General features: G+C 71.0%; 25 protein-coding genes. 11 read left to right on the top strand and 14 right to left on the bottom strand.

Annotated elements, in window-relative coordinates; all coding sequences use genetic code 11:
* Positions 1-14: 14 nt before the first annotated feature.
* Positions 15-1,757, bottom strand: coding sequence for an ABC transporter ATP-binding protein (locus FHR82_RS34385; RefSeq protein WP_311771416.1), 1,743 nt, complete (start codon positions 1,755-1,757; stop codon positions 15-17).
* The gene (locus FHR82_RS45370; RefSeq protein WP_221464657.1) at positions 1,750-3,483 is read right to left on the bottom strand and encodes an ABC transporter ATP-binding protein; all 1,734 of its coding nucleotides are present in this window, start codon (positions 3,481-3,483) and stop codon (positions 1,750-1,752) included. Before FHR82_RS45370 ends, FHR82_RS34385 begins: the two co-directional genes overlap by 8 nt.
* Before the next feature lie 138 nt (positions 3,484-3,621).
* Here FHR82_RS45370 and FHR82_RS34380 point away from each other — a divergent pair, with 138 nt between their 5' ends.
* A complete protein-coding gene (locus FHR82_RS34380; RefSeq protein WP_221464656.1) occupies positions 3,622-4,548 on the top strand; it encodes a ferredoxin family protein in 927 nt (308 codons plus the stop codon).
* Here the strand turns inward: FHR82_RS34380 and FHR82_RS34375 are convergent.
* The 4 genes from FHR82_RS34375 to FHR82_RS34360 form a co-directional block, all read right to left on the bottom strand.
* Complete coding sequence (locus FHR82_RS34375) at positions 4,525-4,980, bottom strand: protein-tyrosine phosphatase family protein (protein WP_184814784.1); 456 nt, start codon at positions 4,978-4,980, stop codon at positions 4,525-4,527. The genes FHR82_RS34380 and FHR82_RS34375 overlap by 24 nt on opposite strands.
* 239 nt (positions 4,981-5,219) lie before the next feature.
* A complete protein-coding gene (locus tag FHR82_RS34370; protein WP_221464655.1) occupies positions 5,220-6,530 on the bottom strand; it encodes an SPFH domain-containing protein in 1,311 nt (436 codons plus the stop codon).
* 126 nt (positions 6,531-6,656) lie between these two features.
* Entirely contained in the window at positions 6,657-7,085 is a 429-nt protein-coding gene (locus FHR82_RS34365) for an NfeD family protein (RefSeq protein WP_184814783.1), read from the bottom strand.
* Positions 7,086-7,121: 36 nt separating this feature from the next.
* Positions 7,122-7,931: a DUF3097 domain-containing protein gene (locus tag FHR82_RS34360; RefSeq protein WP_184814782.1), complete on the bottom strand. Its 810-nt coding sequence runs from the start codon at positions 7,929-7,931 to the stop codon at positions 7,122-7,124.
* An 83-nt stretch (positions 7,932-8,014) separates the two neighbouring features.
* On the opposite strand from FHR82_RS34360, the gene FHR82_RS34355 reads away from it, so the two are divergent.
* Positions 8,015-8,524, top strand: coding sequence for an RNA polymerase sigma factor (locus FHR82_RS34355; RefSeq protein ID WP_184814781.1), 510 nt, complete (start codon positions 8,015-8,017; stop codon positions 8,522-8,524).
* Positions 8,521-9,429 (top strand): VOC family protein, encoded by a 909-nt coding sequence (locus FHR82_RS34350; protein WP_184814780.1) that lies wholly within the window; start codon positions 8,521-8,523, stop codon positions 9,427-9,429. The genes FHR82_RS34355 and FHR82_RS34350 overlap by 4 nt, the downstream gene beginning before the upstream one ends.
* A 174-nt stretch (positions 9,430-9,603) precedes the next feature.
* On the opposite strand, the gene FHR82_RS34345 is transcribed toward FHR82_RS34350, so the two are convergent.
* The gene (locus tag FHR82_RS34345; RefSeq protein ID WP_184814779.1) at positions 9,604-10,518 is read right to left on the bottom strand and encodes a helix-turn-helix transcriptional regulator; all 915 of its coding nucleotides are present in this window, start codon (positions 10,516-10,518) and stop codon (positions 9,604-9,606) included.
* 63 nt (positions 10,519-10,581) lie between these two features.
* Between FHR82_RS34345 and FHR82_RS34340 the strand changes: the two genes are divergently transcribed.
* Together FHR82_RS34340 and FHR82_RS34335 are read left to right on the top strand one after the other, a co-directional pair.
* Positions 10,582-12,843, top strand: coding sequence for an ATP-binding cassette domain-containing protein (locus FHR82_RS34340; protein ID WP_184814778.1), 2,262 nt, complete (start codon positions 10,582-10,584; stop codon positions 12,841-12,843).
* 144 nt (positions 12,844-12,987) lie between these two features.
* Positions 12,988-13,590, top strand: a complete 603-nt coding sequence (locus FHR82_RS34335) for a TetR/AcrR family transcriptional regulator (RefSeq protein ID WP_184814777.1) — start codon at positions 12,988-12,990, stop codon at positions 13,588-13,590.
* Here the strand turns inward: FHR82_RS34335 and FHR82_RS34330 are convergent.
* The gene (locus FHR82_RS34330; RefSeq protein ID WP_184814776.1) at positions 13,580-14,035 is read right to left on the bottom strand and encodes a WYL domain-containing protein; all 456 of its coding nucleotides are present in this window, start codon (positions 14,033-14,035) and stop codon (positions 13,580-13,582) included. The two genes, FHR82_RS34335 and FHR82_RS34330, sit on opposite strands and share 11 nt — an antisense overlap.
* A 45-nt stretch (positions 14,036-14,080) precedes the next feature.
* Between FHR82_RS34330 and FHR82_RS34325 the strand changes: the two genes are divergently transcribed.
* From FHR82_RS34325 to FHR82_RS34315, 3 genes are all read left to right on the top strand, one after another.
* Positions 14,081-14,476, top strand: a complete 396-nt coding sequence (locus FHR82_RS34325; protein ID WP_184814775.1) for a hypothetical protein — start codon at positions 14,081-14,083, stop codon at positions 14,474-14,476.
* 31 nt (positions 14,477-14,507) lie between these two features.
* Positions 14,508-15,605 carry a winged helix DNA-binding domain-containing protein gene (locus tag FHR82_RS34320; protein ID WP_311771415.1) on the top strand — a complete coding sequence of 366 codons (1,098 nt, stop codon included), beginning with the start codon at positions 14,508-14,510 and terminating at the stop codon, positions 15,603-15,605.
* Between the two features lie 386 nt (positions 15,606-15,991).
* On the top strand, positions 15,992-16,282 hold the full coding sequence (locus FHR82_RS34315; protein ID WP_221464698.1) for a hypothetical protein: 291 nt from the start codon (positions 15,992-15,994) through the stop codon (positions 16,280-16,282).
* 12 nt (positions 16,283-16,294) lie between these two features.
* Here the strand turns inward: FHR82_RS34315 and FHR82_RS34310 are convergent, their stop codons facing one another.
* On the bottom strand, positions 16,295-17,086 hold the full coding sequence (locus tag FHR82_RS34310; protein WP_184814774.1) for an Rv2133c family protein: 792 nt from the start codon (positions 17,084-17,086) through the stop codon (positions 16,295-16,297).
* 3 nt (positions 17,087-17,089) lie between these two features.
* A complete protein-coding gene (locus FHR82_RS34305) occupies positions 17,090-17,665 on the bottom strand; it encodes an Rv2134c family protein (protein ID WP_184814773.1) in 576 nt (191 codons plus the stop codon).
* Positions 17,666-17,796: 131 nt separating this feature from the next.
* Between FHR82_RS34305 and FHR82_RS34300 the strand changes: the two genes are divergently transcribed.
* On the top strand, positions 17,797-19,716 hold the full coding sequence (locus tag FHR82_RS34300; RefSeq protein ID WP_184814772.1) for a S9 family peptidase: 1,920 nt from the start codon (positions 17,797-17,799) through the stop codon (positions 19,714-19,716).
* A complete protein-coding gene (locus FHR82_RS34295; protein ID WP_184814771.1) occupies positions 19,713-20,633 on the top strand; it encodes a S66 peptidase family protein in 921 nt (306 codons plus the stop codon). The genes FHR82_RS34300 and FHR82_RS34295 overlap by 4 nt, the downstream gene beginning before the upstream one ends.
* A gap of 6 nt (positions 20,634-20,639) precedes the next feature.
* Here FHR82_RS34295 and FHR82_RS34290 read toward each other — a convergent pair whose 3' ends face one another.
* Genes FHR82_RS34290 through FHR82_RS34285 form a run of 3 tightly spaced genes read right to left on the bottom strand, consistent with a single transcriptional unit; the run spans position 20,640 to position 21,839 of the window.
* Positions 20,640-21,131, bottom strand: a complete 492-nt coding sequence (locus tag FHR82_RS34290) for a DUF2199 domain-containing protein (protein WP_184814770.1) — start codon at positions 21,129-21,131, stop codon at positions 20,640-20,642.
* Between the two features lie 10 nt (positions 21,132-21,141).
* The gene (locus tag FHR82_RS45365; protein WP_221464654.1) at positions 21,142-21,309 is read right to left on the bottom strand and encodes a hypothetical protein; all 168 of its coding nucleotides are present in this window, start codon (positions 21,307-21,309) and stop codon (positions 21,142-21,144) included.
* The gene (locus tag FHR82_RS34285) at positions 21,288-21,839 is read right to left on the bottom strand and encodes an MBL fold metallo-hydrolase (RefSeq protein ID WP_221464653.1); all 552 of its coding nucleotides are present in this window, start codon (positions 21,837-21,839) and stop codon (positions 21,288-21,290) included. Before FHR82_RS34285 ends, FHR82_RS45365 begins: the two co-directional genes overlap by 22 nt.
* A 68-nt stretch (positions 21,840-21,907) precedes the next feature.
* On the opposite strand from FHR82_RS34285, the gene FHR82_RS34280 reads away from it, so the two are divergent.
* Entirely contained in the window at positions 21,908-23,164 is a 1,257-nt protein-coding gene (locus tag FHR82_RS34280) for an aminotransferase class V-fold PLP-dependent enzyme (protein WP_184814769.1), read from the top strand.
* Here FHR82_RS34280 and FHR82_RS34275 read toward each other — a convergent pair.
* The gene (locus tag FHR82_RS34275; protein ID WP_184814768.1) at positions 23,154-23,930 is read right to left on the bottom strand and encodes an ArsR/SmtB family transcription factor; all 777 of its coding nucleotides are present in this window, start codon (positions 23,928-23,930) and stop codon (positions 23,154-23,156) included. The genes FHR82_RS34280 and FHR82_RS34275 overlap by 11 nt on opposite strands.
* Positions 23,931-23,969 lie beyond the last annotated feature (39 nt).

Below are 23,969 nucleotides of genomic sequence, written 5' to 3'. Positions count from 1 at the left end.
AACCGGGAGTTGTGTCAGCTGCCGTGCCAGTGCCGCCACAGGGTGGCGTACTCGCCTCCTGCTTCGACGAGTTCGTCGTGGCTGCCCAGTTCGGTGATGCGGCCGTTCGCCATGACCGCGACGCGGTCGGCGTAGTGCGCGGTGTGCAGGCGGTGCGCGATCGCGATGACGGTGCGGCCGGTCAGCACGGCGGCCATGGCGCGTTCGGCGTGCCGGGCGGTGGCGGGGTCGAGCAGGGCGGTGGCCTCGTCGAGGATCACCGTGTGCGGGTCGGCCAGCACGACCCTGGCGAGGGCGAGCTGCTGGGCGGCGGGCGCGTCGAGTGTCATGGCGTTCGCGCCGAGCTGGGTCGACAGCCCGTGCGGCAGGTCCCGCACCCAGGTCGCGTCGACGGCCGTGAGCGCCGCGTGCATCGCGTCGTCGTCCGCGGCCGGGGCGGCGATGGCGAGGTTGTCCCGCACGGTGCCGATGAACACGTGGTGTTCCTGGGTGACCAGCACGATCCGCCGCCGCAGCTCTTCTGGGGCGAGCAGCGCGACCTGCGCGCCGCCGACGGTGATCCGGCCCGCGGTCGGCACGTCGACCCCGGCCAGCAGGCGGCCCAGCGTCGACTTCCCCGCGCCGGACGGGCCGACGATCGCGAGCCGCTCCCCCGGCCGCACCGACAGGTCCACGCCGTGCAGCACGTCCCGGCCACCGCTGTAGGCGTACCGCACCCCGCTGACCTCGAGCCGGTCGCCGGCCGGGACGGTGTCGCTCACGGCGGCGGGTTCGACCTCGCCGACCCCCTTGAGCCTGGCGAGCGACGCGCCGCTGCGCTGCACCTGCTCCAGCCACATCAGCACCTGGTTGATGGGGTTGACCAGCTGCATGGCGTAGAGGCTCGCCGAGATCACGGCGCCGAGGCTGATCAGGCCGTTGACGTACATGGCGCCGCCGCCGAGCAGCACGACGACCATGGCCGCGATGCTGGCGGAGTCGATCATCGGGAACAGGACGGAACGCAGGAACAGCGTGCGGACCTTGGTGCGGAACCCTTCCCCGACGGCGGCGTCGCCGTCGGCCACGCGGCGGGCACGCAGGTCGAACGCCTCGATCGTGCGCGCGCCGTCGACGGTCGCGGCGATGGACTCGGACAGCTCGGAGTTGGCCGCGCCTTCTGCGAGGTAGGCGGTCCTGGCGCGCTTGAGGTACCAGCGGCTCGCGAACCACAGCCCGGACAGGCTCAGCAGCGCGGCCGCGGCCAGCACCGGGCTCAGCAGGAACATGGCGCCGAAGATCAGCGTCGCCTGCAGCGTGCCCATGAACACCTCGGGTGCGGCGTCGCGCAGCGCGCCGCCGATGGTCGCCACGTCCGCGGTGGTGCGCGACATCAGGTCACCTGTACCGGCACGTTCGACCACCGCGGTGGGCAGCGCGAGTGTCCGGTCGACGAACTCCTCCCGCAGCCGCGCGAGGGACCGTTCGGCGAACCGGTGCGCGAAGTAGCGGGCGAACCGGGTCAGCACCATGTGCCCGACCGCGAACCCGACGATGGCCAGCGCCAGGAGGTCCACGGCCGCCAGGTCGGGGGTACCGGACTCGACCTGGTTGACGATCCGGCCGATGAGCCACGGCGCGCCGAGCCCGGCGGCGGCCGCGAGGCAGGTGGTGAGGACGACCAGCAGTGTGGCGCGGGGGTCCGCGCGGACGATCGCCCAGGTCGCCCGCCGCACCCCGCGTGCGTCGGCGACCGGCAGCTGCCACCCCTCAGTCACGGACGAGGTCCTCCTCACTGCCCCGGAACGCGACCGTCCGGTACCCGGGTTCGGTCGCGAGGAGGTCGGCGTGGCTCCCGGTGGCGGCGACCCGCCCGTCGACCAGGTAGGCGACTCGGTCCGCGCGGTCGAGCAGCAGCGGCGACGTCGCCACCAATACGGTCGTACGGCCACGGCGGGCCGTGTGCAGCCGTTCGGCGACGACGGACTCGGTGTGCGCGTCGACGGCGGAGGTGGGTTCGACGAGCAGCAGCACCTCGGGGTCGGCGAGCAGTGCCCGCACGAGCCGCAGCCGCTGCCGCTGGCCACCGGACAGCGACCGGCCCTGGGCCTCGACGAACGAGTCGACCCCGGAGGGCAGGGCGTCGACGACGTCCTGCGCCATCGCGACCCGGATGGCCTCGGTGACGGCCCGGTCGTCGTGTCCGTCGCGGGCGGCGACCACGTGCCGCAGCGCGCCGGCGAACAGGTAGGCGTCGTTGTCGGCGACCAGGACGCGGGACCGCACGTCGGCGAGCGGGATGTCCGCGAGCGGCACGCCGCCCCAGGTGACCGCCGAGTCGGTGTAGCGGCCGAGCCGGTCGACGAGGGCGGTGGCCTCCGCGGGGGTGGCGGCGGCGACGGCGAGCAGTTCACCGGGGCGGACGGTGAGGCCGCTGTCCGGGTCGTGCAGTGGCGCAGGACCGGCGGGTGCCGATACATCTGACTTGCCGCCGGTTCGGTCGGCGACGGCGGGTTGGATGGTGAGGACGTTGGTGACGCGGCGGGCGGCGACCAGGCCGCGGCTGATGTCCTGTGCGCCCTCGATGAGGAAGTACACCGGTGTGGACAGCACCGCGACGTACCCGTACACGGCGACCATCTCGCCGATGGTGATCTCTCCCGCGGCGGTCATCCGCGCGGCGAGCCAGGTGACGGCGGCGAGGAACAGGCTCGGCAACCCGACCCCGACCCCTTCGATCCAGCTCGCCACCGCGCCCACCCGGTAGCCCTCGGCCCGCAGTTCCTGGGAGTCGCGCCGGAACCGGTCGGCGAACAGGTCCTTGCCGCCGATCCCGCACAGCACCCGCAGCCCGGCGACGATGTCGCCCGCGCGGGCGGTGAGCGAGCCCTGGTTCTCCCGGTACGCGGATTCGGTGCGGCGCAGCCGGTTGAGCAGCGGCCCGATCGACAGCACGAACAGCGGCACCCCGACCAGCACGACGGCGGCGAGCAGCGGGGAGATCGACACGAGCAGCACGGCGACCGTGCCGTAGGTGACGATCGCGCCGACCCCGGGCCCGGTGGAGGTCATGGTGCGGGCGATGCGGTCGAGGTCGGCGGCGCCGATGCTCACCACCTCACCGGAGGTGACCCGGCGCGGCAGTTCGGCCCCGACCCGCACCGAGTGCCGCACCACGACCTGCACGGTGCGGTAGGCGGCGTCGTTGCGGATGAAGGTCATCGTCCGGTGCCGCACGATCCCGATGGCGGCGTTGACCACCCCGGTCACGGCGAGTACCGCGACCCAGAACCCGAGCGCGCCGAGGTCGCGGGCACGCAGCCCGTCGTCGATGGCGCGGGCCATCAGGTATGGCGGGAGCATGAGCAGCACCATCCACGTGGTGGCCAGCGTCGCGCCGGCGAGCACTCGCCAGCGCTGCTTCCGCACGAGCCACAGCAGGAACCGCAGCGGGCCACGCGCGTCGGGCACACCGGGGTCGGCGTAGGGGACCTTCGGGCGCATGATTCCCACCCTAGGCACCCACGGCAGCGATTTCCTGGCATGGATCGCGCCCGTCGCGGAACCCCCGACCAGGGATGGGACAGCACTCGACGGGATCATGATCATGACATTACCGGCGGCACCTGGGATGAGACGTTGATGGCGATGGAACCGGACGGCACCCCTGCTCGGCAGCCGAGGTGCGCGGCGTTGTCCGTCGAGCTCGGTGAGCCGCTCGCGGGGACGGCCGCGTTCGCCCGGTCGTGGCTCGCGATCGAGCAGCCGGGGCCGTGGGGCCGGGACGCGCTGGCGGCGAGCCACCTCGACGAGGGGGTCGCGAAGGAGCTGGCCGCGCTCGCGGCGGGCACCGGGGTGCGGATCGTGCTCATCCGCAGGCCGGGCAGCCATCCCGACCGGCACCGGCCGGTGCCGCGCCGCGTCTACCTCGCCCACACCGCGCCCGGCCGCACCTGGCTGGAGCGCACGACGCTCACCGATCCCAAGGAGCTGCTGGACCTGGACTTCGCCCGCGCGGGCGCCGGTGCTCCCGGCCTTCTCGGTACACCTGTATCGGATCCGCTGTTGCTGGTGTGCACGAACGGCAGGCGTGACGTGTGCTGTGCGCTGCTGGGCCGTCCGGTCGCGGCGGAGCTGGCTGCCATGCACGGTGAGCGGGTGTGGGAGTGCACGCACATCGGCGGGCACCGGTTCGCCCCGACCGCGGTGCTCCTGCCGACCGGGTACTCCTATGGCCGGCTGACCACCGGGGCGGCGACGCGGCTGCTGGCGGGCGGCCCCGATCTGGTCGACTGCCGTGGCCGTTCCACCTGGTCCCCGCCGGGTCAGGTCGCGGAGGTGGCGGTGCGCGAGTCGACCGGGATCGCGGATGTCGACGCGCTGGCGGTGACGACCGTCGAGGAGCCGGTCGAGGCAGGCTGGGTGGTGACGGTCGCGCACCGGGACGGCCGGACGTGGCGGGTGACGGTCGCCGAGCGGGAGATCTCGCCCGGCCGGGCGGCGAGCTGCGGCGCGGCACCGACCCCGGCGGTCGCGCTGACCGCGCTATCCGTCAGCGCCCGCCGGTAGCGCGGGCGCGAACCGGGTGGTGAGCCAGCGCCGCTGCCACGGCGTCTCGACCGCGCGGTGGTGGTAGCCGGCCCGCGTCCAGGACACGGCGTCGGCGGCGGGCACCCCGGCGAGGATCGCGAGCGCGGCCATGACCGTGCCGGTGCGCCCGATCCCGCCGCCGCAGGCGACCTCGACCCGCTGCCCGTCCAGCGCGCGGCGGTGCAGGTCGCGGATGCGGGTGACGGCCGCGCCGGTGTCGCGGGGCAGGAGGAAGTCGGGCCACTCCAGCCAGTCGTGCGGCCAGGTGAACGAGTGCCGTTCCCGGAGCTTGCGGGTGCCGAGGTAGAGCCCGAACTCGGGCGGTGGGCCGCCGGGTGCGGGGTCGCGCAGTCCGCGTCCCCGCACCCAGGCGCTGTCGGGGAGCTGGATCGCACCATCGAGCCGGGTCATGCGCCCACTATGGGGCATCGCGGGCGGCGGCCGGCCACGTTCCGCTGACCGCGAACTCACCGGCGCTGGACGTGTTCCCGGCGTGGTCGTCAGCGCGGTGGCCAGGAACGATTCCTCCGCCACACCACAATCACGGCGGGCCATTCCGAATCGTCCACAACGGAACTGTCCGCCCGCGAATAAACAATGGCCCCGACTCCCACCGGGAATCGGGGCCATCTCGTCAGCTCAGCGCCACCTCACTGATAGCGCGGCGGTTCGTCGGACAGTTCCGTCGACTCGATCGGACGTCCGGGCGCCGGCGGCGTGGGCGGCAGTGAGCCACTCAGCCGCTGCGGCGGCTCGTAGGCCGGTGTGACCGCGGTCGGCAGGTCCGGCTCGGGCTCCGGCTCAGGCGGTCCCGCGGGCAGCGGCGGACGTGACAGCACCGCGGGCGCCGCCGACGTGCCCAGCGGGCCCGGCACCTCCTGCCGCGCAACGGCTTCCGCCGCGCGGACGGCCTCGGCGACCTTGGGGTCGGTCGAGGTGTCGAACCAGCCTGCGATCTCGTCCTCCTCGTCGTCGCGGCGCGCGGGCGGGTCGTAGGCGGGCGGCTCGTACCGGAACACCCCGTCGTCGCCGGGCGCGCCGAGCGCCTTCGCGAAACCCTCCAGGGCCTTGCCGAAGTCGTTGGGCAGCATCCACACCTTGTTGGCGTCGCCCTGCGCCATCTGCGGCAGCGTCTGCAGGTACTGGTAGGCCAGCACCTCCGGTGTCGGCTTGCCGGCCTTGATCGCGTCGAACACCTTCTCGATGGCCTTCGCCTGCCCCTGCGCCTGCAGGTACCGCGCCGCCCGCTCACCCTGCGCCCGCAGGATCCGCGACTGCCGCTCACCCTCGGACGCGAGGATCGCCGCCTGCTTGGCGCCCTCCGCGGACAGGATCTGGCTCTGCTTCTGACCTTCCGCGGTCTTGATCGCCGCCTCGCGGGTACCTTCCGCGGTCAGGATCATCGCGCGCTTCTCCCGGTCCGCGCGCATCTGCTTCTCCATCGAGTCCTGAATGGACGGTGGCGGGTCGATCGCCTTCAGCTCGACACGCGCGACGCGGATGCCCCACCGGCCGGTGGCCTCGTCGAGCACACCGCGCAGCTGCCCGTTGATGGAGTCACGCGACGTCAGCGTCTCCTCCAGGCTCATGCCACCGACCACGTTGCGCAGCGTCGTGGTGGTCAGCTGCTCGACACCCACGATGTAGTCGGAGATCTCGTACACCGCGTCACGCGGATTGGTGACCTGGAAGTACACGACCGTGTCGATGGACACCGTCAGGTTGTCCTGGGTGATCACCGGCTGCGGCGGGAACGACACGACCTGCTCGCGGCGGTCGATCCGCGCGCGGACCCGGTCGAGGAAGGGCACCAGGAAGTTCAGGCCGGGCTCCGCGACCGACCGGAACCTGCCGAGCCGCTCGATCACCGCGGACTGTGCCTGCGGGATCACGAGGATCGACTTCACCACGACCGTGAGTACGAACAAAACCACGACCGCGACGATGATGAGAATGGTCAACGTGCCTCCACTCCGGACGGCGCTTCCTGGGCGGTGTGGTGGAAGTAGATCACATCAGCCACCCGAACATGCGCATGTCAGGGCCGCGTCCAACCAGAAGTTGGAACGCGCCCACCCCGGTGCCGGTCAATCCGCGTCCGCCATCACGACCGCGGTCGCTCCGGCGATCTCCACGACCGTCACCTGCGACCCCGCCGCGATCGCGTGTTTGCCGTCGAACGCGCGGGCCGACCACACGTCCCCGTCGAGCCGGACCTGCCCGCCCGCCGAGTTCACCTCCGACACGGCGACCGCCTTGCGCCCGATCAGCGCGTCGGCGTTCGTGTGCACGAGCTCGCCGTGCATTCTTGTCTTGAGCCAGGGCCGCGCGAAGGTCACCAACCCGATCGACACGAGCGCGAACACCGCGCAGCTCACCAGCGTGTTGCCGAAAATCACCTCGGAGCCCGCGCCGGCGAGCGCGCCGACGCCGACCATGAGCAGGAAGAAATCCCCCGACAGGATCTCGGCGGCGATCAGCGCGATTCCGCCGATGAGCCAGAACAATGCGGCCATGCCCGCAATGATCTCAGAACCGCGCCACTCCGGTCACTACTCTTCACCGGTGGTGACGAAATCGATGAGCCGCTCCACCGCACCGATCAGCGGTGTCTCCAGGTCCCGGTAGCTGCGCACTCCCGCGAGGACGCGCCGCCAGCCGTCGGCGGGTTCGCCCCAGCCAAGGGCCGCGCAGATCCCTTCCTTCCACGGCGTGCCGCGCGGGATGACCGGCCACTGCCCGATGCCGACCGCGGCGGGTTTCACCGCCTGCCACACATCCACGTACGGGTGGCCCGTGACCAGCACGTTCTCGTCCCGTACCGCGGCGACGAGGCGGGATTCCTTGCTGCCCTCGACGAGATGGTCGACGAGCACGCCCAGCCTGCGGTGCGGCGCGGTGCCGAACCCGGCGACCAGCGCCCCGAGGTCGTCGATGCCGTGCAGCGGTTCCACCACCACGCCCTCGACGCGCAGGTCGTGGCCCCACACGCGTTCGACCAGCTCGGCGTCGTGGATGCCCTCGACCCACAGGCGGGAGTCGCGCGCGGTGCGGGCCGTGTGGCCCTCGACGCGCACGGACCCGGACGCCGAAATCACTCGTTCGGGTGCCTTCTTCCGGGTGGGCCGCACGAGGGTGACCGGTTTGCCGTCGATCAGGAAACCGGCCGGGGTGAGCGGGAAGACGCGGTGGCGGCCGTGCCGGTCCTCGAGGACGACGTTGCCGCTCTCGAAGCGGACGACGGCGCCGGTGAACCCGCTCGCCGGGTCCTCCGCGACCAGCCCCGGTTCGGCGACCACCTCCGGGATCTGCTTGCGGCGGCCGCCGCGGGACAGGATGTCGCCGTAGTTCTCCGATCGCACGGCTGGTCACCCTATCGAGGACGCGGGAGAAAACCTGGGACCTCAGGCGTCGGAGAACGCGTGTCCCGGACGACGATGGGGGCATGGGCGTGATGCCGGACCCGGCGCTGGGTCTGCTGGAGCGGTACGAGGAGGCGTTGCCGCACGTCTACGGCTACCTCCTGGCCCGCTGCGGCGACCGGTCACTCGCGGAGGACCTGACCGCGGAGGCGTTCCTCGCCGCGGTGGTCGCCGTGCGCGGGCCCGCGGCCCCGGACCCGACCGTGGCCTGGCTCATCGGGGTCGCGCGGCACAAGCTCGCCGACCACTGGCGCCGCCTCGAACGCGAGCAGCGCGGACTGCGCCTCATCGACAGCGGCACCGAACACCGCGACGACCCGTGGGACGAGACGGTCGACGCGATCCGCGCCCGCACGGTCCTCGCCGGCCTGGGCCCACACCACCGGGCGGCACTGACGCTGCGGTACGTGGACGGACTGCCGGTCGGCGAGGTCGCGGCCCTCCTCGGCCGGACCGTCCACGCGACGGAGGCACTGCTGGTCCGGGCCCGCAACGCGTTCCGCAGGAGCTACCGGGAGGAGGGCTCGTCATGACCGACCCGTTCGACGCGCTGCGCGCCCCGGCGCCCCCGGCACAGCCCGACCCATCCTTCACCGCACGGCTGCGGGAGCGCCTGACCCGAGCCGTGCTCAACCCCGGCCGCACCCGAGGAGACGACATGGCAGCACCACTGACCCGCCGCGAACCGGCATGGCCACCCGCACTGACCCCGTACCTGGTGGTGTCCGACGCACGGGCCGCACTGGACTGGTACACCGAGGTCTTCGACGCCCGCCAACGCGGCGAGGCACACGTCGACGCCGACGGCACCGTCGGCCACATGGAGGTCGACATCGGCGACGCGGTCCTGATGTTCGCCGAGCACTCGGACCTGTATCCCGACGTCCCGGTAAGGGCCCCGGAGTCCCCGACGACGTTCAGCCACTCACTGCACCTGCAGCTCCCGAACGTGGACGACACAGTCGCACTGGCACAACGCCGGGGCGCCACCGTGGAACGCCCACCCCGCGACGAGCCATACGGCCGCGCCGGGGTGATCGTGGACCCGTTCGGCCACCGCTGGCTGCTGCTCCAACCCCCGGCACACGCGACGAGGTACCGGCAGGGCGACATCGCCCACGTGACGATGGTGACCCCGGACCCGGCACGCGCACGCCAGTTCTACGAGACGGTGCTGCAGGTGCCGTTCCAACCGGGCCGGGCGGCGGGCGCGTGGGGCACCGAGGAGACCCGGCCGCAGCTGAGCATGTGGTCCCCGGAGAACACCGAGCCGCAGGTACAGCTGTGCTACCGAGTCGACGACATCGCGGCCGCGACAGCACGAGTACGCGAGGCAGGCGGACACGCGGCGGAAACAGTCCGGGAACCGCACGGGCTGATGTCGGAATGCGTCGACGACCAGGGCACCCACTTCCAGCTGTGGCAGCCCCCGAACTGACCTGCCCACCGCCAACCACCCGGAACCCAACCCCCACCCTGTCCCGGGGGCCTCCCGCCATGCCAGTCTACCGGCCGGCACCGACAAGAACCCCGCGCACGGCCCGACCTGTGGACAACCCGGTGCGCTGTGGACAACCCCACGCCGGACGCGACGCACTGTCGGTGCCGGCGGCTACGCTGGTGATCGGGGGGCCGTGGCCCGCGCCGCCCGCGCCACCAGCCGCTCCGTCTCCGCCACCAGCTCCGGCGGCCCCTCCACCCGGTACGGCACACCGACCATCGCCGCCATCGCCGCCAGCCAAGCCCAGTCGTCCGGCGGGCTCGTGTAGCGGCAGCGGTCCTCCCCCACCGCCGCCAGCTCACCCGCCTCGGCGTGCAACCGCGGCGACACCACCGACACCGGCGCCTCGAAATCGATCACACCCCGCGGCCCCGACGCCCCGCGGTGGACCATCGAGTCCGGGAGAGACTCCCGGGGCGCGAACGTGCTGCCCGGCACCTCCACCGACGCGATCCGGTCGACCCGGAACGTCCGCCAGTCCGCCCGGTCCAGATCCCACGCCAGCAGATACCAGCGGCGGTCCAGCACCACCACCCGGTACGGCTCCACACGCCGGCCCGCCTCGTCCCGGTAGGTGAACCGGACATCCCGCCGCGCATGCGCGGCCACGGCGAGCGTGTCGACCACCGCCAGGTCCGGCGCCCGCCGCGCCACCGAGTGCGTCACCGCCGACAGGGCCGACACCCGACGCCGCAACCGCGGCGGCAGCACCCGCTCCAGCTTCCGCAACGCGCCATCGGCCGCCTCGCTCACCGCCGCCGCCATCCGCAACCCGGCCACCGCCGCGATCGCCTCCTCATCGGTCAGCACCAGCGGCGGCATCGCCCTCCCCGCGACCAGCCGGTAGCTGCCACCCGGACCGCGCGCCGACTCCACCGGATACCCGAACTCCCGCAACCGGTCCAGGTCCCGGCGCAGCGTCCGCGGCGTCGTCCCCAGCCGCTCCGCCAGGTCCCGCGCGGGCCACGCCCGACCGGTCTGCAACAGCGACAGCAACTCGAGCAGACGTGAACTGGGTCCGTTCATCCCCGCCAGCATCGCACGAGATGTGGCCAACATGTGTCCACAACCCGGGTTAGCGTCGACCGCATGATCACTGTCACCGGCGCCCGCGAGCACAACCTCCGCAACGTCGACGTGACCGTCCCCACCGGCCGGCTCACCGTCGTCACCGGCGTGTCCGGCTCCGGCAAGTCCTCACTCGTGTTCGACACCATCGCCGCCGAGTCACAACGACAGCTCAACCAGACCCACACCGCGTTCGTCCGCAACCGGCTGCCCAACTTCGGCAGGCCAGACGTCGACAAAGTCGAGAACCTCCCCGCCTCCGTCGTCGTCGACCAGAAACGCCTCGGCGGCAACAGCCGCTCCACCGTCGGCACCATCACCGACATCCACTCACTCATGCGGCTGCTCTGGTCCCGCGCAGGCACCCCACACATCGGCGAATCCAGCGCCTTCTCGTTCAACGACCCCGCGGGCATGTGCCCCCGCTGCCACGGCCTCGGCACAGTCAAGTCCATCGACCTCGAACAACTCGTCGACCGCGACCGCTCACTCAACGACGGCGCCATCCGATTCCCCACCTTCGGCGTCGGCGGCTGGACATGGCGCACCTTCACCGGCTCAGCGCTGTTCGACAACGACACACCACTCCGCGACTACACCGCCGACGAATGGCGCGCGTTCCTCCACGGCGCCGACGCACTCGTGGAACGACCCACCGACACCGCACCCGTACCCAAACAGTACGAAGGACTCATACCCCGGTTCGAACGCATCTGGCTGCCCAAGGACGTCACGTCACTCAAGGGCAACACCCGCGCCGCCTACGAACGCGTCGTCACCCACGGCACCTGCCCAGACTGCGACGGCACCCGCCTCAACTCCGCCGCCCGCGCCGTCACCATCGACGGCCGGACCATCACCGACTGCGCCGCCATCGAGGCCGAACAACTCGCCGACATCATCCGACAGCTCCACACCCGCACAGCCGAACCCGTCGCCACCGCACTCGCCACCCAACTCGACCGGCTCACCACCATCGGCCTCGGCTACCTCACCATGGACCGCGCCACCACCAGCCTCTCCGGCGGCGAGTCCCAGCGCGTCAAAACCGTCCGGCACCTCGGCAACACCCTCACCGGCCTGCTGTACGTGTTCGACGAACCCAGCGTCGGCCTCCACCCCCAGGACGTCGCCCAACTGACCACCATGCTCAAATCCCTGCGGGACAAGGGAAACACCGTACTCGTCGTCGAACACGACCCCGATGTCATCGCCGCCGCCGACCACGTCATCGACCTCGGCCCCGGCGCCGGACGCGACGGCGGCACCATCACCTACACCGGCGACGTCACCGGCCTCGCCAACGCCGACACCCCCACCAGCAAGCAATACAGGCGCACCAGAACCATCAAAACCCAGCCCAGGACACCCACCGGCGTCATCGAGATCCGCGGCGCCACCCGCCACAACCTCCACAACGTCGACGTCGACATCCCCGCCGGCGTCCTCACCGCCGTCACCGGCGTCGCCGGATCCGGCAAGACCACCCTCGTCCACGGCTTCGTCCCCGACGCCGTACTCATCGACCAACGCGCCGTACGCGGCTCACGCCGCTCCTCCCCCGCCACCTACACCGGCGTACTCGACACCATCCGCACCCGGTTCGCCGACGCCAACGACGTCAGCCCCAGCCTGTTCACCCCCAACGGCGACGGCGGCTGCCCCGACTGCGGCGGCGTCGGCGTCATCTACACCGACCTCGCGTTCCTCGACCCCATGGTGTCCACCTGCGAACGCTGCCACGGCAAACGGTTCACCGACGAAGCGCTGCGATACACCTGCCAAGGCATCGACATCGGCGACGTGTTCCGGATGAGCGCCCGCGACGCACTCGAACTGTTCCCCGACGACCGACTCGCCAGGCTCGTCGAAGTCGGCCTCGGCTACCTCGCACTCGGCCAGCCACTCACCACCCTGTCCGGCGGCGAACGACAACGCCTCAAGCTCGCCACCGAACTCGACAAACCAAGCCAGGTGTACGTCTTCGACGAACCCACCACCGGCCTGCACCCCGCCGACGTCGACGACCTCGTCGCACTGTTCGACCGGCTCGTCGACACCGGCGCCACCGTCATCGTCATCGAGCACGACCTCGACGTCATCCGCCGCGCCGACCACGTCATCGACCTCGGCCCCGGACCGGGCAGACACGGCGGCCAGATCCTGTTCACCGGCCCACCCGCAGCCCTCGCCACCCAGAACACCCCCACCGGCCGACACCTCAGCACCCACCAGCACACCGGCCGAGACACACCAGCCGTTCACCGCGTGGCGAACACGTAGCCACTGGCGCCACAGCGGACATCGAGTACCGTGCTCGCCGACGACGGGTCGCACTCCGTCGCCGGCCGGTTCCCCACCGTGGCCGCGGCCGCGCACTCGACGACGAGACACGACCGCACCCCAAGTCCCACCCATAGGAAAGCCATGCCCAAAAAAGTCGATCACCGCACGCGCAGGAACACCATCGCCGGGGCGGTGTGGCAGCTGTCCGCGCACGGTGGCATCGAGGCGGTCACCATGCGGCACGTCGCCGCGGCCGCCGGCATGTCACTCGGCCAGGTCCAGCACTACTTCACCGCCAAAGACGAACTCCTCGCGTTCGCCCACGAACTGCTCACCGACCGCCTCACGGCACGCGTCACCCAACGCGACCACCCTCACGACATCGAAGAACCACGGCCACGGGACACCATCCGCGACGCACTCGCCGAACTGCTCCCACTCGACGAACAACGCCGGACCGAAGCCCACTACCGGCTCATGTTCCTCGCCCGGTCCGCCGTCTCCACCGAGTTCGCCGCCCACCTCGGCAAAGCACACACCGACCTGCACACCTTCGTCGCCGACCAGATCCGCCGAGGACAACGCCGCGGCACGGTCGCGGTCCACCTCGCCCCCGCCCGCGAAGCACGCACCCTCCTCGCCGTCCTCGACGGCCTCACCGCCCACGTGCTCGTCGGCCACCACTCCGCCCAGGACGCCGAACAGGCACTCGACGACCACCTCGACGACCTGTTCACCGGCTGACCCCCGCCGCCCGCCCGAACAACCCCGCCAGCACCCGCACCTGCTCCACCAGCTCCGGCGGCTCAAGCACCTCGAACTCGAACCCGAGCTGCGCCACATACACCGGGAACTCGTCCAACGACCGCCCACCAACATGCAACACACACGAACCGGCATCCCGCGCCTCGATCACCCCGGACGCGGGCGACACCCGCTCCGCCGCCACCTCCGCCGCCACCTCCGCCGCCACGCGCAGCAGGATCTTCCCCTGATACCGGTACGGCGCACTCGAGATCGCCCGCGACACGTACGCCGCCACATCGTCCGCCGGCGGCTCCCGCGGCGGAAACCGCCCTACCACCGACAGCTCCGACCTCGGCCGCGTCGACCCAGAACACGTCGTCGGCCTGCACGTCAACGCCGCAACCGTCGGCTTCATCCCCTCGGCGACGTCGACCAGGACCAACTCACCGACCTCGAACGCACCCGCTGGACACGCCAACAGCGGTACATGAACGACGGCAACGCCTACTTCCAGCTCCAGGCCACCCGCCCCCAAACCCTCGCCTACGCACTCACCGACTCCCCTGTCGACGCACTCCCCGACACCATCATCGACCGCGACCGGCTCCTCACCAACGTCATGCCCTACTGGCTGACCGGCACCGCGGGCTCAGCCGCCCGCATCTACTACGAGAACACCCACTCCGGTACCTGGCCCCACCGCACCGGCGTACCCACCGGCGTCGCCGCCTCCGCCGAGGACATCGCGATCCGCCGCCACGCCGAACAGACCAACACGATCACGCACTGGACCGACTTCGACACCGGCGGGCACTTCGCCGCACTCGAAGCACCGGACCTCCTGATCGCCGACATGCGAAAGTTCTTCCGCGGCCTGCGCTGACACGAACACCGACACGAAAGAGGACCACAGGGTGCGCACACTGAGCACGCGGGCGATCAACCGGACCACGCTGGCACGCCAGCACCTGCTCGCCAGAACCACCACGCCGGCAGTCGACATGGTCGAACACCTCGTCGGCCTGCAGGCACAAGCACCCTTCCCGCCCTACACCGGACTGTGGACCCGGCTGACCGACTTCCAGCCCGACACACTCGCCGACGCACTCGTCAACAGACACGTCGTCCGTATCGCCCTGATGCGCGGCACCGTCCACCTCGTCAGCGCCGCCGACGCCTGCTTCCTCCGACCGCTCATCCAGCCACTCCTGGACCGCGACCTGCGCACCAACACCCAGCACGCACGACACCTCACCGACCTCGACCTGCCCAAGTTCACCGACACGACCCGCCACGTACTCGCAGACCGGCCCCTCACCGCCAAGGAACTCGGCGCCGCACTCACCGAACACTGGCCCGACCGCGAACCCGGAGCCCTCGCCCACGCCGCCCGAGGACTCCTCCCCCTCGTCCAAGTCCCGCCACGCGCCGTGTGGGGCCGCAGCGGCCTCACCAAGTACCACACCGCAGAACACTGGCTCGGCCGCGAACTCGACAAGTCACCCGACCCGAAACGCATGACCCAGCGCTACCTCGCCGCGTTCGGCCCCGCCTCCGTCGCCGACCTCCAGACCTGGTCCGGCCTCACCCGGCTCCGCGAAGTCACCGACACACTCGACCTGCGCACCGTCACCACCGACGACGGCCGCGAACTGCTCGACCTCCCCGACGCACCACACCCGGACGAGGACACCCCGGCACCGGTCCGCTTCCTCCCCGAGTTCGACAACCTCCTGCTCTCGTATGCCGACCGCACCCGCGTCCTGACCGAGGAACACCGCAAACGGCTCTTCGGCGTCAAGAACGGCGTCTTCCCCGGCACCTTCCTCGTCGACGGCTTCGTGCGCGGCGAATGGCGCATCACCAAGCAACGCAAGTCAGCCGTACTGACCATCACGCCATGGGCCCGGACCACCAAGAAAGACCTCGCCGCCCTCACCAAGGAAGGTACGCGCCTGCTCGAGTTCCACGCCCCCACTGAGGAAACCAAGGACGTGCGAGTCGTGTCGTGACCTCAGGCGCCACCCGACCTCGGCGACTCGACCCCTCCCCTTCCGTGCTGCTTGTAGAGGGACGGCTGTCGTGCGACGCCAATGGCGCCACTAAAATTGGACATCTATATAGTTAATACCTGATACCTGTAGTTAGGGGAGTGCGCCGGGTTCGTTCGCGACCCTCCCGAGCGCCGCGCCGGCATCGCCGGAGGCCCCCGAGCACCACGTCCGCCGTGCGCCGCGCCGGCCCCCGGCTCGGCCGCATCGGCGTGCCTTGACCGTCGCCGACCAGCCCTCCCCTCCCTGCGCTTTCGTTGATCGTTTCGGGTCTGGACGTGCGCGCGGCGGGCGGCTAAAATCGGAAAACTATATAGCAAATAGCTGTTTATAATAGGAAGGTGCGCATGGACATCGACGTCGGTGAAGTGGGGCGACTGCTGTTCGGCCGCCCGTGCCGCCTGCGGGTGGCGCTGTGGATCAACGACCGCGGCATGCGGCGCTTCTACCAGTCCGAGCCGCCGGACGAGGTGATCCCGCAGAGCGCGGCAGGCACCGAGCTGCGCAGGTTCGTCCACCTCGGGATGCTCACCGAACACCGCGAGGCGGGCAGCCGCCGGGTCTACTACGAGACCACCAGCAGTCCACTGTGGAACATCATCGTGGCCGCCGCCCGCGTCATGGGGGCGGCACGCTGACACGGTCGCGTGTCAGAACGCGGGCCAGGGAATGGCCCGCCAGTCGGAGCCCGGCGTCGGGAACTCCCGCGCCGACACCAACGCCGACACCCGCGCGCGCAGCGCCTTGACCTCGGCCTTCGTCACGTGCTCGGCCAGCCCCGAGGACAGCTCGTCGAGGCCGGCGCGCAGCGTCCCCAGCATGTCCACCACGTCATCGGGCAGTGGCTCGCCGACCCAGCCCCACAGCACGGTCCGCAGCTTGTGCTCGGTGTGCAGGCAGATGCCGTGGTCGACGCCGTAGACGTTCCCGTCGGTGCCGTGCAGGACGTGCCCGCCCTTGCGGTCCGCGTTGTTCAGCACGACGTCCAGCGCCGCCATCATCCGCACGCTCGGGTGGTCCGCGTGCGCCAGCACGGCAGGCTCACCGAATCGGTCGTGTGCCCGCAGCACCATCCGCCACCCCGGCGGCAGGTCCTCCGGTGCGCACACGTCGACCAGGTCGTCGCCCTCCTTGGTCTCCACCCACAGCTGCACCATGCCGGGGCCGAACGGCCCGGTGCGCAGCACGGTCGGCGGGATAAGCGACAGGCCCGCGGCCTGCGACACGAGGTAGGAGCCGACCTCGCGACCCGCGAGGGTGCCGTCCGGGAAGTCCCAGAGCGCGCGTTCACCGCTCACCGGCTTGTACACGCAGTGCGCGACCTCGTCCCCACCGGAGATCTCGCAGTAGAGCGTGGCGTTGGAGGCGTCGACAAGGCGACCCTCGATCTCGATCCGTCCTCGCGTGAGCAGTTCGAGGACACCCGGGTCCGACGGCAGCAACCCCTATTCCGCCTCGTCGTCCTCGGTGCGCCGGTAGCCGTTCTGGCGAGGGCACACGTGCCCCGCCGGGTCGAGCGGCTCACCGCACAGCGGGCACGGCTTGCGGCCCGCGTTGATCACCCGGTCGGCACGCTCCGCGAACGCGCGCGCCTCGGACGGGGTGAGGAACACCCGGACCGCGTCCGGGCCCTCCTCGGTGTCGTCGAGGACGATCGCCTCGTCGACCTCGGTCTCGGTGATGGCCAGCAGTTCGATCACGACGGCACTGGTCTCCGAGTCCCACCCGAGACCCATCGTGCCGACGCGGAACTCCTCCTCGACCGGGACGTTGAGCGGGTCGGCGTCGACGAGCTCGCCCGGCGTCTCGTCCGGGAGGTCCGCGCCGAAGCGGCGGTGGACCTCCTCCAGGAGCGAGCCGATGCGCTCCGCCAGTACCGCCATCTGCTGCTTCTCCAGCGCGACGGACACGGTGCGGGCGCTCTCCGAGGCCTGTAGGTAGAAGGTGCGGTCGCCAGGTTGGCCGACGGTGCCTGCGACGAACCGATCGGGCTGGCGGAAGATGTGGATTACTCGAGCCATGGCATCTCCGACCCTACGGCAAAGGCGGCGTTCGAGCAGGCCTGTTCCGGGCTCGACACGCGTGCGGATGCAACGGATCAGGGGCATGCCGGATCCACCATCGACGCGGTCGCCCGGTTAGGGTCTCCCGCGTGGTGAAGATCGCGCAGTTCGGTAGCTGGGAGTCGCCGCTCACGGCGGAGACGGTGGCGACAGCCGGCGTCTCCCCCAGATGGGTCGACGTGCACGACGGTGTCGTGTGGTGGGCCGAGAGCAGGCCGACGGAAGAGGGACGGGTCGCGCTGATGCGCGAGGGGCCGGACAGGACGCCGGTGGAGGTGCTGGCCGCGCCGTGGAACGTGCGCAACCGGGTGCACGAGTACGGCGGGCGGCCGTGGACCGTGCTCGGGGACACCGTGGTGTTCACGAACTGGGCTGACCAGCGGATCTACGCCTATGACGGGTCAGGTGACCCGCGACCGCTGACGCCGATGCCCGCCCGCGGCCACGGCCTGCGGTACGGGGACCTCTCCCCCGGCCCTGGTGGTACCTCCGTGTTGTGCGTGCGCGAGACGGTCACCGGTGACCGGCCGACCGACGTGGCACGCGACCTGGTCGAGGTGCCGCTCGACGGCACCGGCCCGCGCACGCTCGGCGCGAGCCACCACTTCATGTCCGGACCCCGCCTGTCGCCGGACGGCACGCGGCTCGCGTGGATCGGCTGGGACCACCCGAACATGCCGTGGGACGGCGCGGAGCTGTGCGTCGCGGAGATCGGTCAGCCCCACCGGGTCCTGGCCGGCGGGCCCAGGGAGAGCGTCTGCCAGGCCGAATGGGAGTCGCCGGACTCGCTGCTCGTGCTGACCGACCCGGACGGCTGGTGGAACCTGTTCCGCGTCGGGCTCGACGGCGCCGCCGTGAACCTCGCCCCCTGCGAGGAGGAGCTCGGCGGGCCGATGTGGGTGCTCGGCGGCCGCTGGTTCGCCCCGCTGGGCGGCGGCAGGCACGCGGTGCTGCGGTCGGACCGGCTCGCGATCCTCGACGAGAAGACCGGCACGGTCACCGACGTCGACACCGACCTCACCGCGTGGTCCTCGGACCTGCTGGCGGTCGACGGCGTCGTGGTGGCGGCGGCCGGTGGACCGCAGCGGGAGGTCGCCGTGGTGCGGCTCGACCTCGGGACCGGCGTCGAGACGGTGGTGAACGGGCAACCGCACGAGTCGCTGGACCCCGCGTACCTGCCCGTTCCGGAGCACCGGGTGTTCACCAGCGACGACGGGCGGAAGATCCCGGCGTTCGTGTACCTGCCGCGCAACCCCGGCTTCGCGGGCCCGCCGGAGGCGGTGCCGCCGCTCCTGGTCCACGTCCACGGTGGACCGACGGGCAAGGTCTCCGACGTGCTCAAGCGCGACATCGCGTACTTCACGAGCCGCGGTTTCGGCGTGGTCGCGGTGAACTACGGCGGTTCGGCAGGCTACGGGCGGGCGTTCCGCGAGTCGCTCAACGAGCAGTGGGGCGTGGTCGACGTGCACGACTGCGCGACGGTCGCCGCCACGCTCGCCGAGGAGGGCGTCGTGGACGGCACCCGGCTCGCCGTGCGGGGCGGCAGTGCCGGTGGGTGGACGGCCGCGGCGTCGATGACGTCGGTGTCCACGTACGCGTGCGCGACGATCATGTTCCCGATCCTCGACCTGACCGGCTGGACCAGCGAGGGCGGCGAGACGCACGACTTCGAGTCGCGGTACATCGAGGGGCTGGTCGGCACGCTGCCGGAGCACGCCGACCGGTACGCGGACCGGTCGCCGAGCAACCACGTGGACCGCCTGGCCGGCCCGGTGCTGTTGCTGCAGGGGCTGGAGGACGAGGTGTGCCCGCCGGAGCAGGCGGACCGGTTCGTCGCGAGCCTCGACGGGACGGGCCTGCCGCACGCGTACCTGACGTTCGAGGGTGAGCAGCACGGGTTCCGGCGCGCGTCGACGGTCATCGCGGCGCTGGAGGCGGAGCTGTCGTTCTACGGGCAGGTCTTCGGGTTCACGCCGCCCGGGGTGCCGGTGCTGGAGCTGAAGTCGTGACACGGACGCGGCCTGGGCGGCTGCGTGCGGGCAGCAAGGTCCGCCTCGTCGCGCCGTCCGGGCCGGTGGACGAGGCGCTGCTGACGCGTGGCGTGTCGATCCTGGAGAGCTGGGGGCTGGTCGTCGAGCTCGCCGAGCACGTGCTCGACCGCCACCCCGCGCTCCCCTACCTGGCTGGTCTCGATGTGCACCGGGCGGCGGACCTGCAGGCGGCGTGGTGCGACCCGGCTGTCGACGCGGTCGTGTGCGCCCGTGGCGGCTACGGGACGCTGCGGATGGTGGACCTCCTCGACTGGCAGGCGATGGCAGAGGCCGGGCCGAAGCTGTTCACCGGGTCGAGCGACATCACGGCGCTGCACCAGGCGATCGGTTCGCAGCTGGACGTCGTGACGTTGTTCGCGCCGCTGATCGCGAGCGAGCTGTCGTTCGACGTCGGCGGGCAGAAGCACTTCCGGCAGACGCTGTTCGAGCCGGAGTCGGTGCGGACGTTGACCGGCCCGAACTCGGTGGCGCTCAACGACGGTGTGGCGTCGGGGATGCTCGTGGGCGGGAACCTGTCGCTGCTGTCGTCCGGGGTCGGCGCCGGTGGCGAGTTCGTGCCACCGGACGGGTCGATCGTCGTGCTGGAAGACGTGAACGAGGAGCCGTACCAAGTCGACCGTATGCTCACCCAGCTGTTGCGGTCGGGCTGGTTCACCGGCGTTGCGGGGGTCGTCCTGGGCTCGTGGACCGGCTGCGGTGAACCGGAGGAGGTCCGCGCTGTCGCGGCGGATCTCCTTGTGGGACTGGGCATCCCGGTCGTGTGGGAGATGGGTTTCGGCCACTGCGTGGACCAGCTCACGATCCCGCTGGGCGCACAGGCCACCCTCGACGGCGACCTGTGCACGCTGACCCTGGACGAGCCCGCCCTGCGCTGACGGCCGTCAGTGGAGCAGGTGCTCGGCGATCTCCTGGATCCGCGCCATGGTGATGCCGGTCCGCTGCTCGACGGCGAGCGGGTGGCCGGTGGGTTCCAACACGATCAGCGGCCGCTGCCCGACAGGACGGGTGTGGAGGTTGGTCTTGAGGTTCACCGTCTCCGGGTAGCCGGGCAACGTGGTCGACAGCCAGCCGAAGTACGGGTCGCTCTGCTCGCGGCCTTCGGTGTGCCAGCGTTCGGACATGTGCTCGATGCTCTCCCGGCTCACCGACACCCATGCGCCCCACTCGAACGTGGAGTCCGCGCCGCGCACGGGAATCGGGACGAGCCCGCGGACGAAGAAGTGCTCGTCCTTGATCACGCACTGGTCCGTGCCCAGTTCGCTGTCCGGGTCGTCCGCGAGTTCGGGCGACCAGAAGACCGGGGCCTCCGCGCCGTAGGACATCGGCAGCTCGTCGTGCCGGTTGCCGCAGCGCGCACAGGTGAACCCGGTCATGGTCGCGACACTAGCCGAGGGCGGTGCGCATGGCCGCACCCGCGTCGCCGACCACCGAGGTGCCGTGACCGACGCAGACGGTGTGCGGGTCCAGGTCGGCGAGCATGCGGTAAGACTCGAGCATCGTGGTGGGGTCGACGTTGAACGCGCCCGGGATCACGCCGGTCTCGGGAGGCACGCGACCGTGTCGCCCGCGAACAGGACGCCGTGGTGGGGCAGGTGTATCGCGATGCTGCCGTCGGTGTGGCCGGGGATCGGCAGGACCCGTGCGCCGTCGCCGAACGGGAGTTCCTCGCCGCCCGTCAACACCACGTCCACAGTGGACGGTGGGATGGTCATCGCCGTGATGCCGAGCGCGGTCACGCGTTCCCAGTACGGGCGTTCGAAATCCGAGATGACCGGCTCCTCGCGCGGCCGCTCCCCGCGCACGACCGGGGCGTCCGCCGAGTGCACGTGTACCGGAGCGCCGTCCCACGACCGGATCTCAGCGGCCGAGCCCGCGTGGTCCTCGTGCCCGTGGGTGATCACGATCCGGCGCACCGCCGACCGCGGCAGGCCCAGCGACCCGACCGCCGCCGCGATCATCTCGCCGCTGCCCGGGATGCCGGTGTCGACGAGCGTCAACTCGTCGCCGTCGCGCCACAGGTAGGCCTGACCGAAGTCCAGGTCGACCTGGTACAGCCGCGGCAGCAGCTGGGTGATCTCCATGCCGCACAACATAAGTCAGGCGACTGGAAACCGGTGTCCCTTTCGCTCTCGGCGCATACCATGGTCCGATGGACGAACTGGGGCGTCGCACCATCCTCACGGCTGGGCTGGCCACCGCGCTCGCCGCCTGCACGACCGCCACCCCGGCCCAGCCGAAACCCGGGCACGCCGACCTCTCCGACTGGAACGACGTCCGAGGACTGTTCCCGCTCGACAAGGACCTCGTGCAGACCGCCGCGTTCGTCCTCGCCGCGCACCCCGCACCGGTCCGCGACGCGATCGACCGGCACCGCAAGGGACTCGACGCCGACACCGCGGACTACCTCCACACCCACGACACCACAGAGGAGGAGCTTCGCAAGACCGCGGCGACCTACCTCGGCGGCACCCCGGACCAGGTCGCGTTCACCGACAGCACCACCATGGGCCTCGGCATCCTGTACTCCGGCATGAAGCTGCGCGCCGGGCAGGACGTGGTCACCACCACCCACGACTTCGTCGCCCACCACGCCGCGCTCGACCTGATGGCCCGGCGCACGGGCGCGAAGGTCCGCAAGGTCGCCCTGTACGACGACCCGCGAGCCGCCACCGAGACCGAGGTCGTCGCTCGCCTGCGCGCAGCGATCGCACCGAACACCCGCGTCGTCGCGATCACCTGGGTGCATTCCAGTACAGGTGTACGTCTTCCCGTGCCCGCGATCGCGGCGATGGTCGCCGAGGTCAACGCGGGCCGCGCCCCCGAAGCGCGGGCACTGCTGTGCGTCGACGGGGTGCACGGATTCGGCGCGGTCGACCACCCGGTCGCGGAACTGGGTTGCGACTTCCTGTCGACCGGCACGCACAAGTGGCTGTTCGGACCGCGGGGCACCGGCGTGTTGTGGGGCAGAGCCTGGGAAGCGCTCGACCCGGTGATCCCCACGTTCGCCAACGGCGACTCCCCCGGTGCCCTCTTCACCCCCGGCGGCTACCACTCGTTCGAGTACCGCTGGGCGGTGAAGGAGGCGTTCGAACTGCACGAGGCGATCGGCCGTACCCGGATCGCGGATCGGATCGCGGTACAGGCGACCCGGCTCAAGGAGGGCCTGGCGAAGATCCCGTCGGTCACCCTCATCACCCCCGACGACCCGGGCATGTCGGCAGGGATCGTGTGCTGCGAGGTGGACGGCATGGACGCCTACAACGCGGTCGTGATGCTGCGGCAGGCCGGGGTCGTCGCGAGCGTCACGCCCTACGAGCAGCAGTACCTGCGGTTCGGCCCGAGCATCGTCACCACGCCGGAGCAGATGGACCGGGTGGTCGCCGCGGTGCGGAGCCTCAGGCCGTAGGCAGGACGGCGCCGGTCTCCAGGAGTGACTTCAGGCTCGACATGATCGCGGGCCAGCCCTCGCCGATGGCTTCCATCAACGCCGGGCCGCCCTCGTGGACCACGGTCAGCTTGACCACGGGACCCTGCTGGTGAAGCTGGAAGGTGACGGTCGACCGTGGCTCCGCGGCCAGCCTGGCGCGGTCCTCGTCGCTGATCCCGTTGCCCGCGGCCCATTCCGGCGTGTAGGTGTGCCAGGTGTAGGCAAGCCGCGTGTACGGGTCGGACTCCACGACGACCTGCTCGGGGTCGCTGATCACGCCGCCGGGGTCGGTCCAGGTCATCCGCGCGCCCTTGGTCCAGTCGGACTCGAACTCGACGCCCCAGTACTGCTTGGTGAACCCGGGCTCGGTCAGTGCCTGCCACAGGCGCTCCGGTGTGGTGTTGATGTAGGTGGTGTAGACGAACTCGGGCTTGCTCACAGGAGTCTCCAACGCGGTCTTGAGGTCGGCGAGTGCGCGCACCCGCGCCTTGTCGTACTGGTTGATCCAGCGGTCGGCGATGGCGTTGATCGGCTCCGCGTTGACGTAGTGCAGCTTCTCCCGGCCGCGCCACACCGTGCTCACGAGGTTGGCCTCCTCGAGCAGGGCGAGGTGCTTGCTCACCGACTGGCGGGCCATGTCCAGGCCGGCGCACAGCTCACGCAGGGTCTGGCCGTTGCGTGCGTTGAGCCGGTCGAGCAGTGCCCGCCGGTTCGGGTCGGCGAGTGCCTTGAACACGTCGTCCATCGCGGGTTCCGTTCGTTATGCAGCCATCTGGTTGCCTAA

It is taken from the genome of Actinophytocola algeriensis (assembly GCF_014203735.1).
GTDB lineage: Bacteria > Actinomycetota > Actinomycetes > Mycobacteriales > Pseudonocardiaceae > Actinophytocola > Actinophytocola algeriensis.
Note: the sequence above shows the minus strand (reverse complement) of the source record. Positions and strands in the feature narration are given on the sequence as shown.

Coding starts and splice junctions, on each gene's coding strand:
- FHR82_RS34325 (WP_184814775.1), top strand. CDS start 14,081: ATGAACGACGGCAACGCCTACTTCCAGCTCCAGGCCACCCGCCCCCAA.
- FHR82_RS34375 (WP_184814784.1), bottom strand. CDS start 4,980: ATGACCCGGCTCGATGGTGCGATCCAGCTCCCCGACAGCGCCTGGGTG.
- FHR82_RS34380 (WP_221464656.1), top strand. CDS start 3,622: ATGGCGATGGAACCGGACGGCACCCCTGCTCGGCAGCCGAGGTGCGCG.
- FHR82_RS34340 (WP_184814778.1), top strand. CDS start 10,582: ATGATCACTGTCACCGGCGCCCGCGAGCACAACCTCCGCAACGTCGAC.
- FHR82_RS34365 (WP_184814783.1), bottom strand. CDS start 7,085: ATGGCCGCATTGTTCTGGCTCATCGGCGGAATCGCGCTGATCGCCGCC.
- FHR82_RS34280 (WP_184814769.1), top strand. CDS start 21,908: ATGGACGAACTGGGGCGTCGCACCATCCTCACGGCTGGGCTGGCCACC.
- FHR82_RS34335 (WP_184814777.1), top strand. CDS start 12,988: ATGCCCAAAAAAGTCGATCACCGCACGCGCAGGAACACCATCGCCGGG.
- FHR82_RS34290 (WP_184814770.1), bottom strand. CDS start 21,131: ATGACCGGGTTCACCTGTGCGCGCTGCGGCAACCGGCACGACGAGCTG.
- FHR82_RS34345 (WP_184814779.1), bottom strand. CDS start 10,518: ATGAACGGACCCAGTTCACGTCTGCTCGAGTTGCTGTCGCTGTTGCAG.
- FHR82_RS45370 (WP_221464657.1), bottom strand. CDS start 3,483: ATGCGCCCGAAGGTCCCCTACGCCGACCCCGGTGTGCCCGACGCGCGT.
- FHR82_RS34315 (WP_221464698.1), top strand. CDS start 15,992: ATGGACATCGACGTCGGTGAAGTGGGGCGACTGCTGTTCGGCCGCCCG.
- FHR82_RS34275 (WP_184814768.1), bottom strand. CDS start 23,930: ATGGACGACGTGTTCAAGGCACTCGCCGACCCGAACCGGCGGGCACTG.
- FHR82_RS34355 (WP_184814781.1), top strand. CDS start 8,015: ATGGGCGTGATGCCGGACCCGGCGCTGGGTCTGCTGGAGCGGTACGAG.
- FHR82_RS34350 (WP_184814780.1), top strand. CDS start 8,521: ATGACCGACCCGTTCGACGCGCTGCGCGCCCCGGCGCCCCCGGCACAG.
- FHR82_RS34285 (WP_221464653.1), bottom strand. CDS start 21,839: ATGGAGATCACCCAGCTGCTGCCGCGGCTGTACCAGGTCGACCTGGAC.
- FHR82_RS34305 (WP_184814773.1), bottom strand. CDS start 17,665: ATGGCTCGAGTAATCCACATCTTCCGCCAGCCCGATCGGTTCGTCGCA.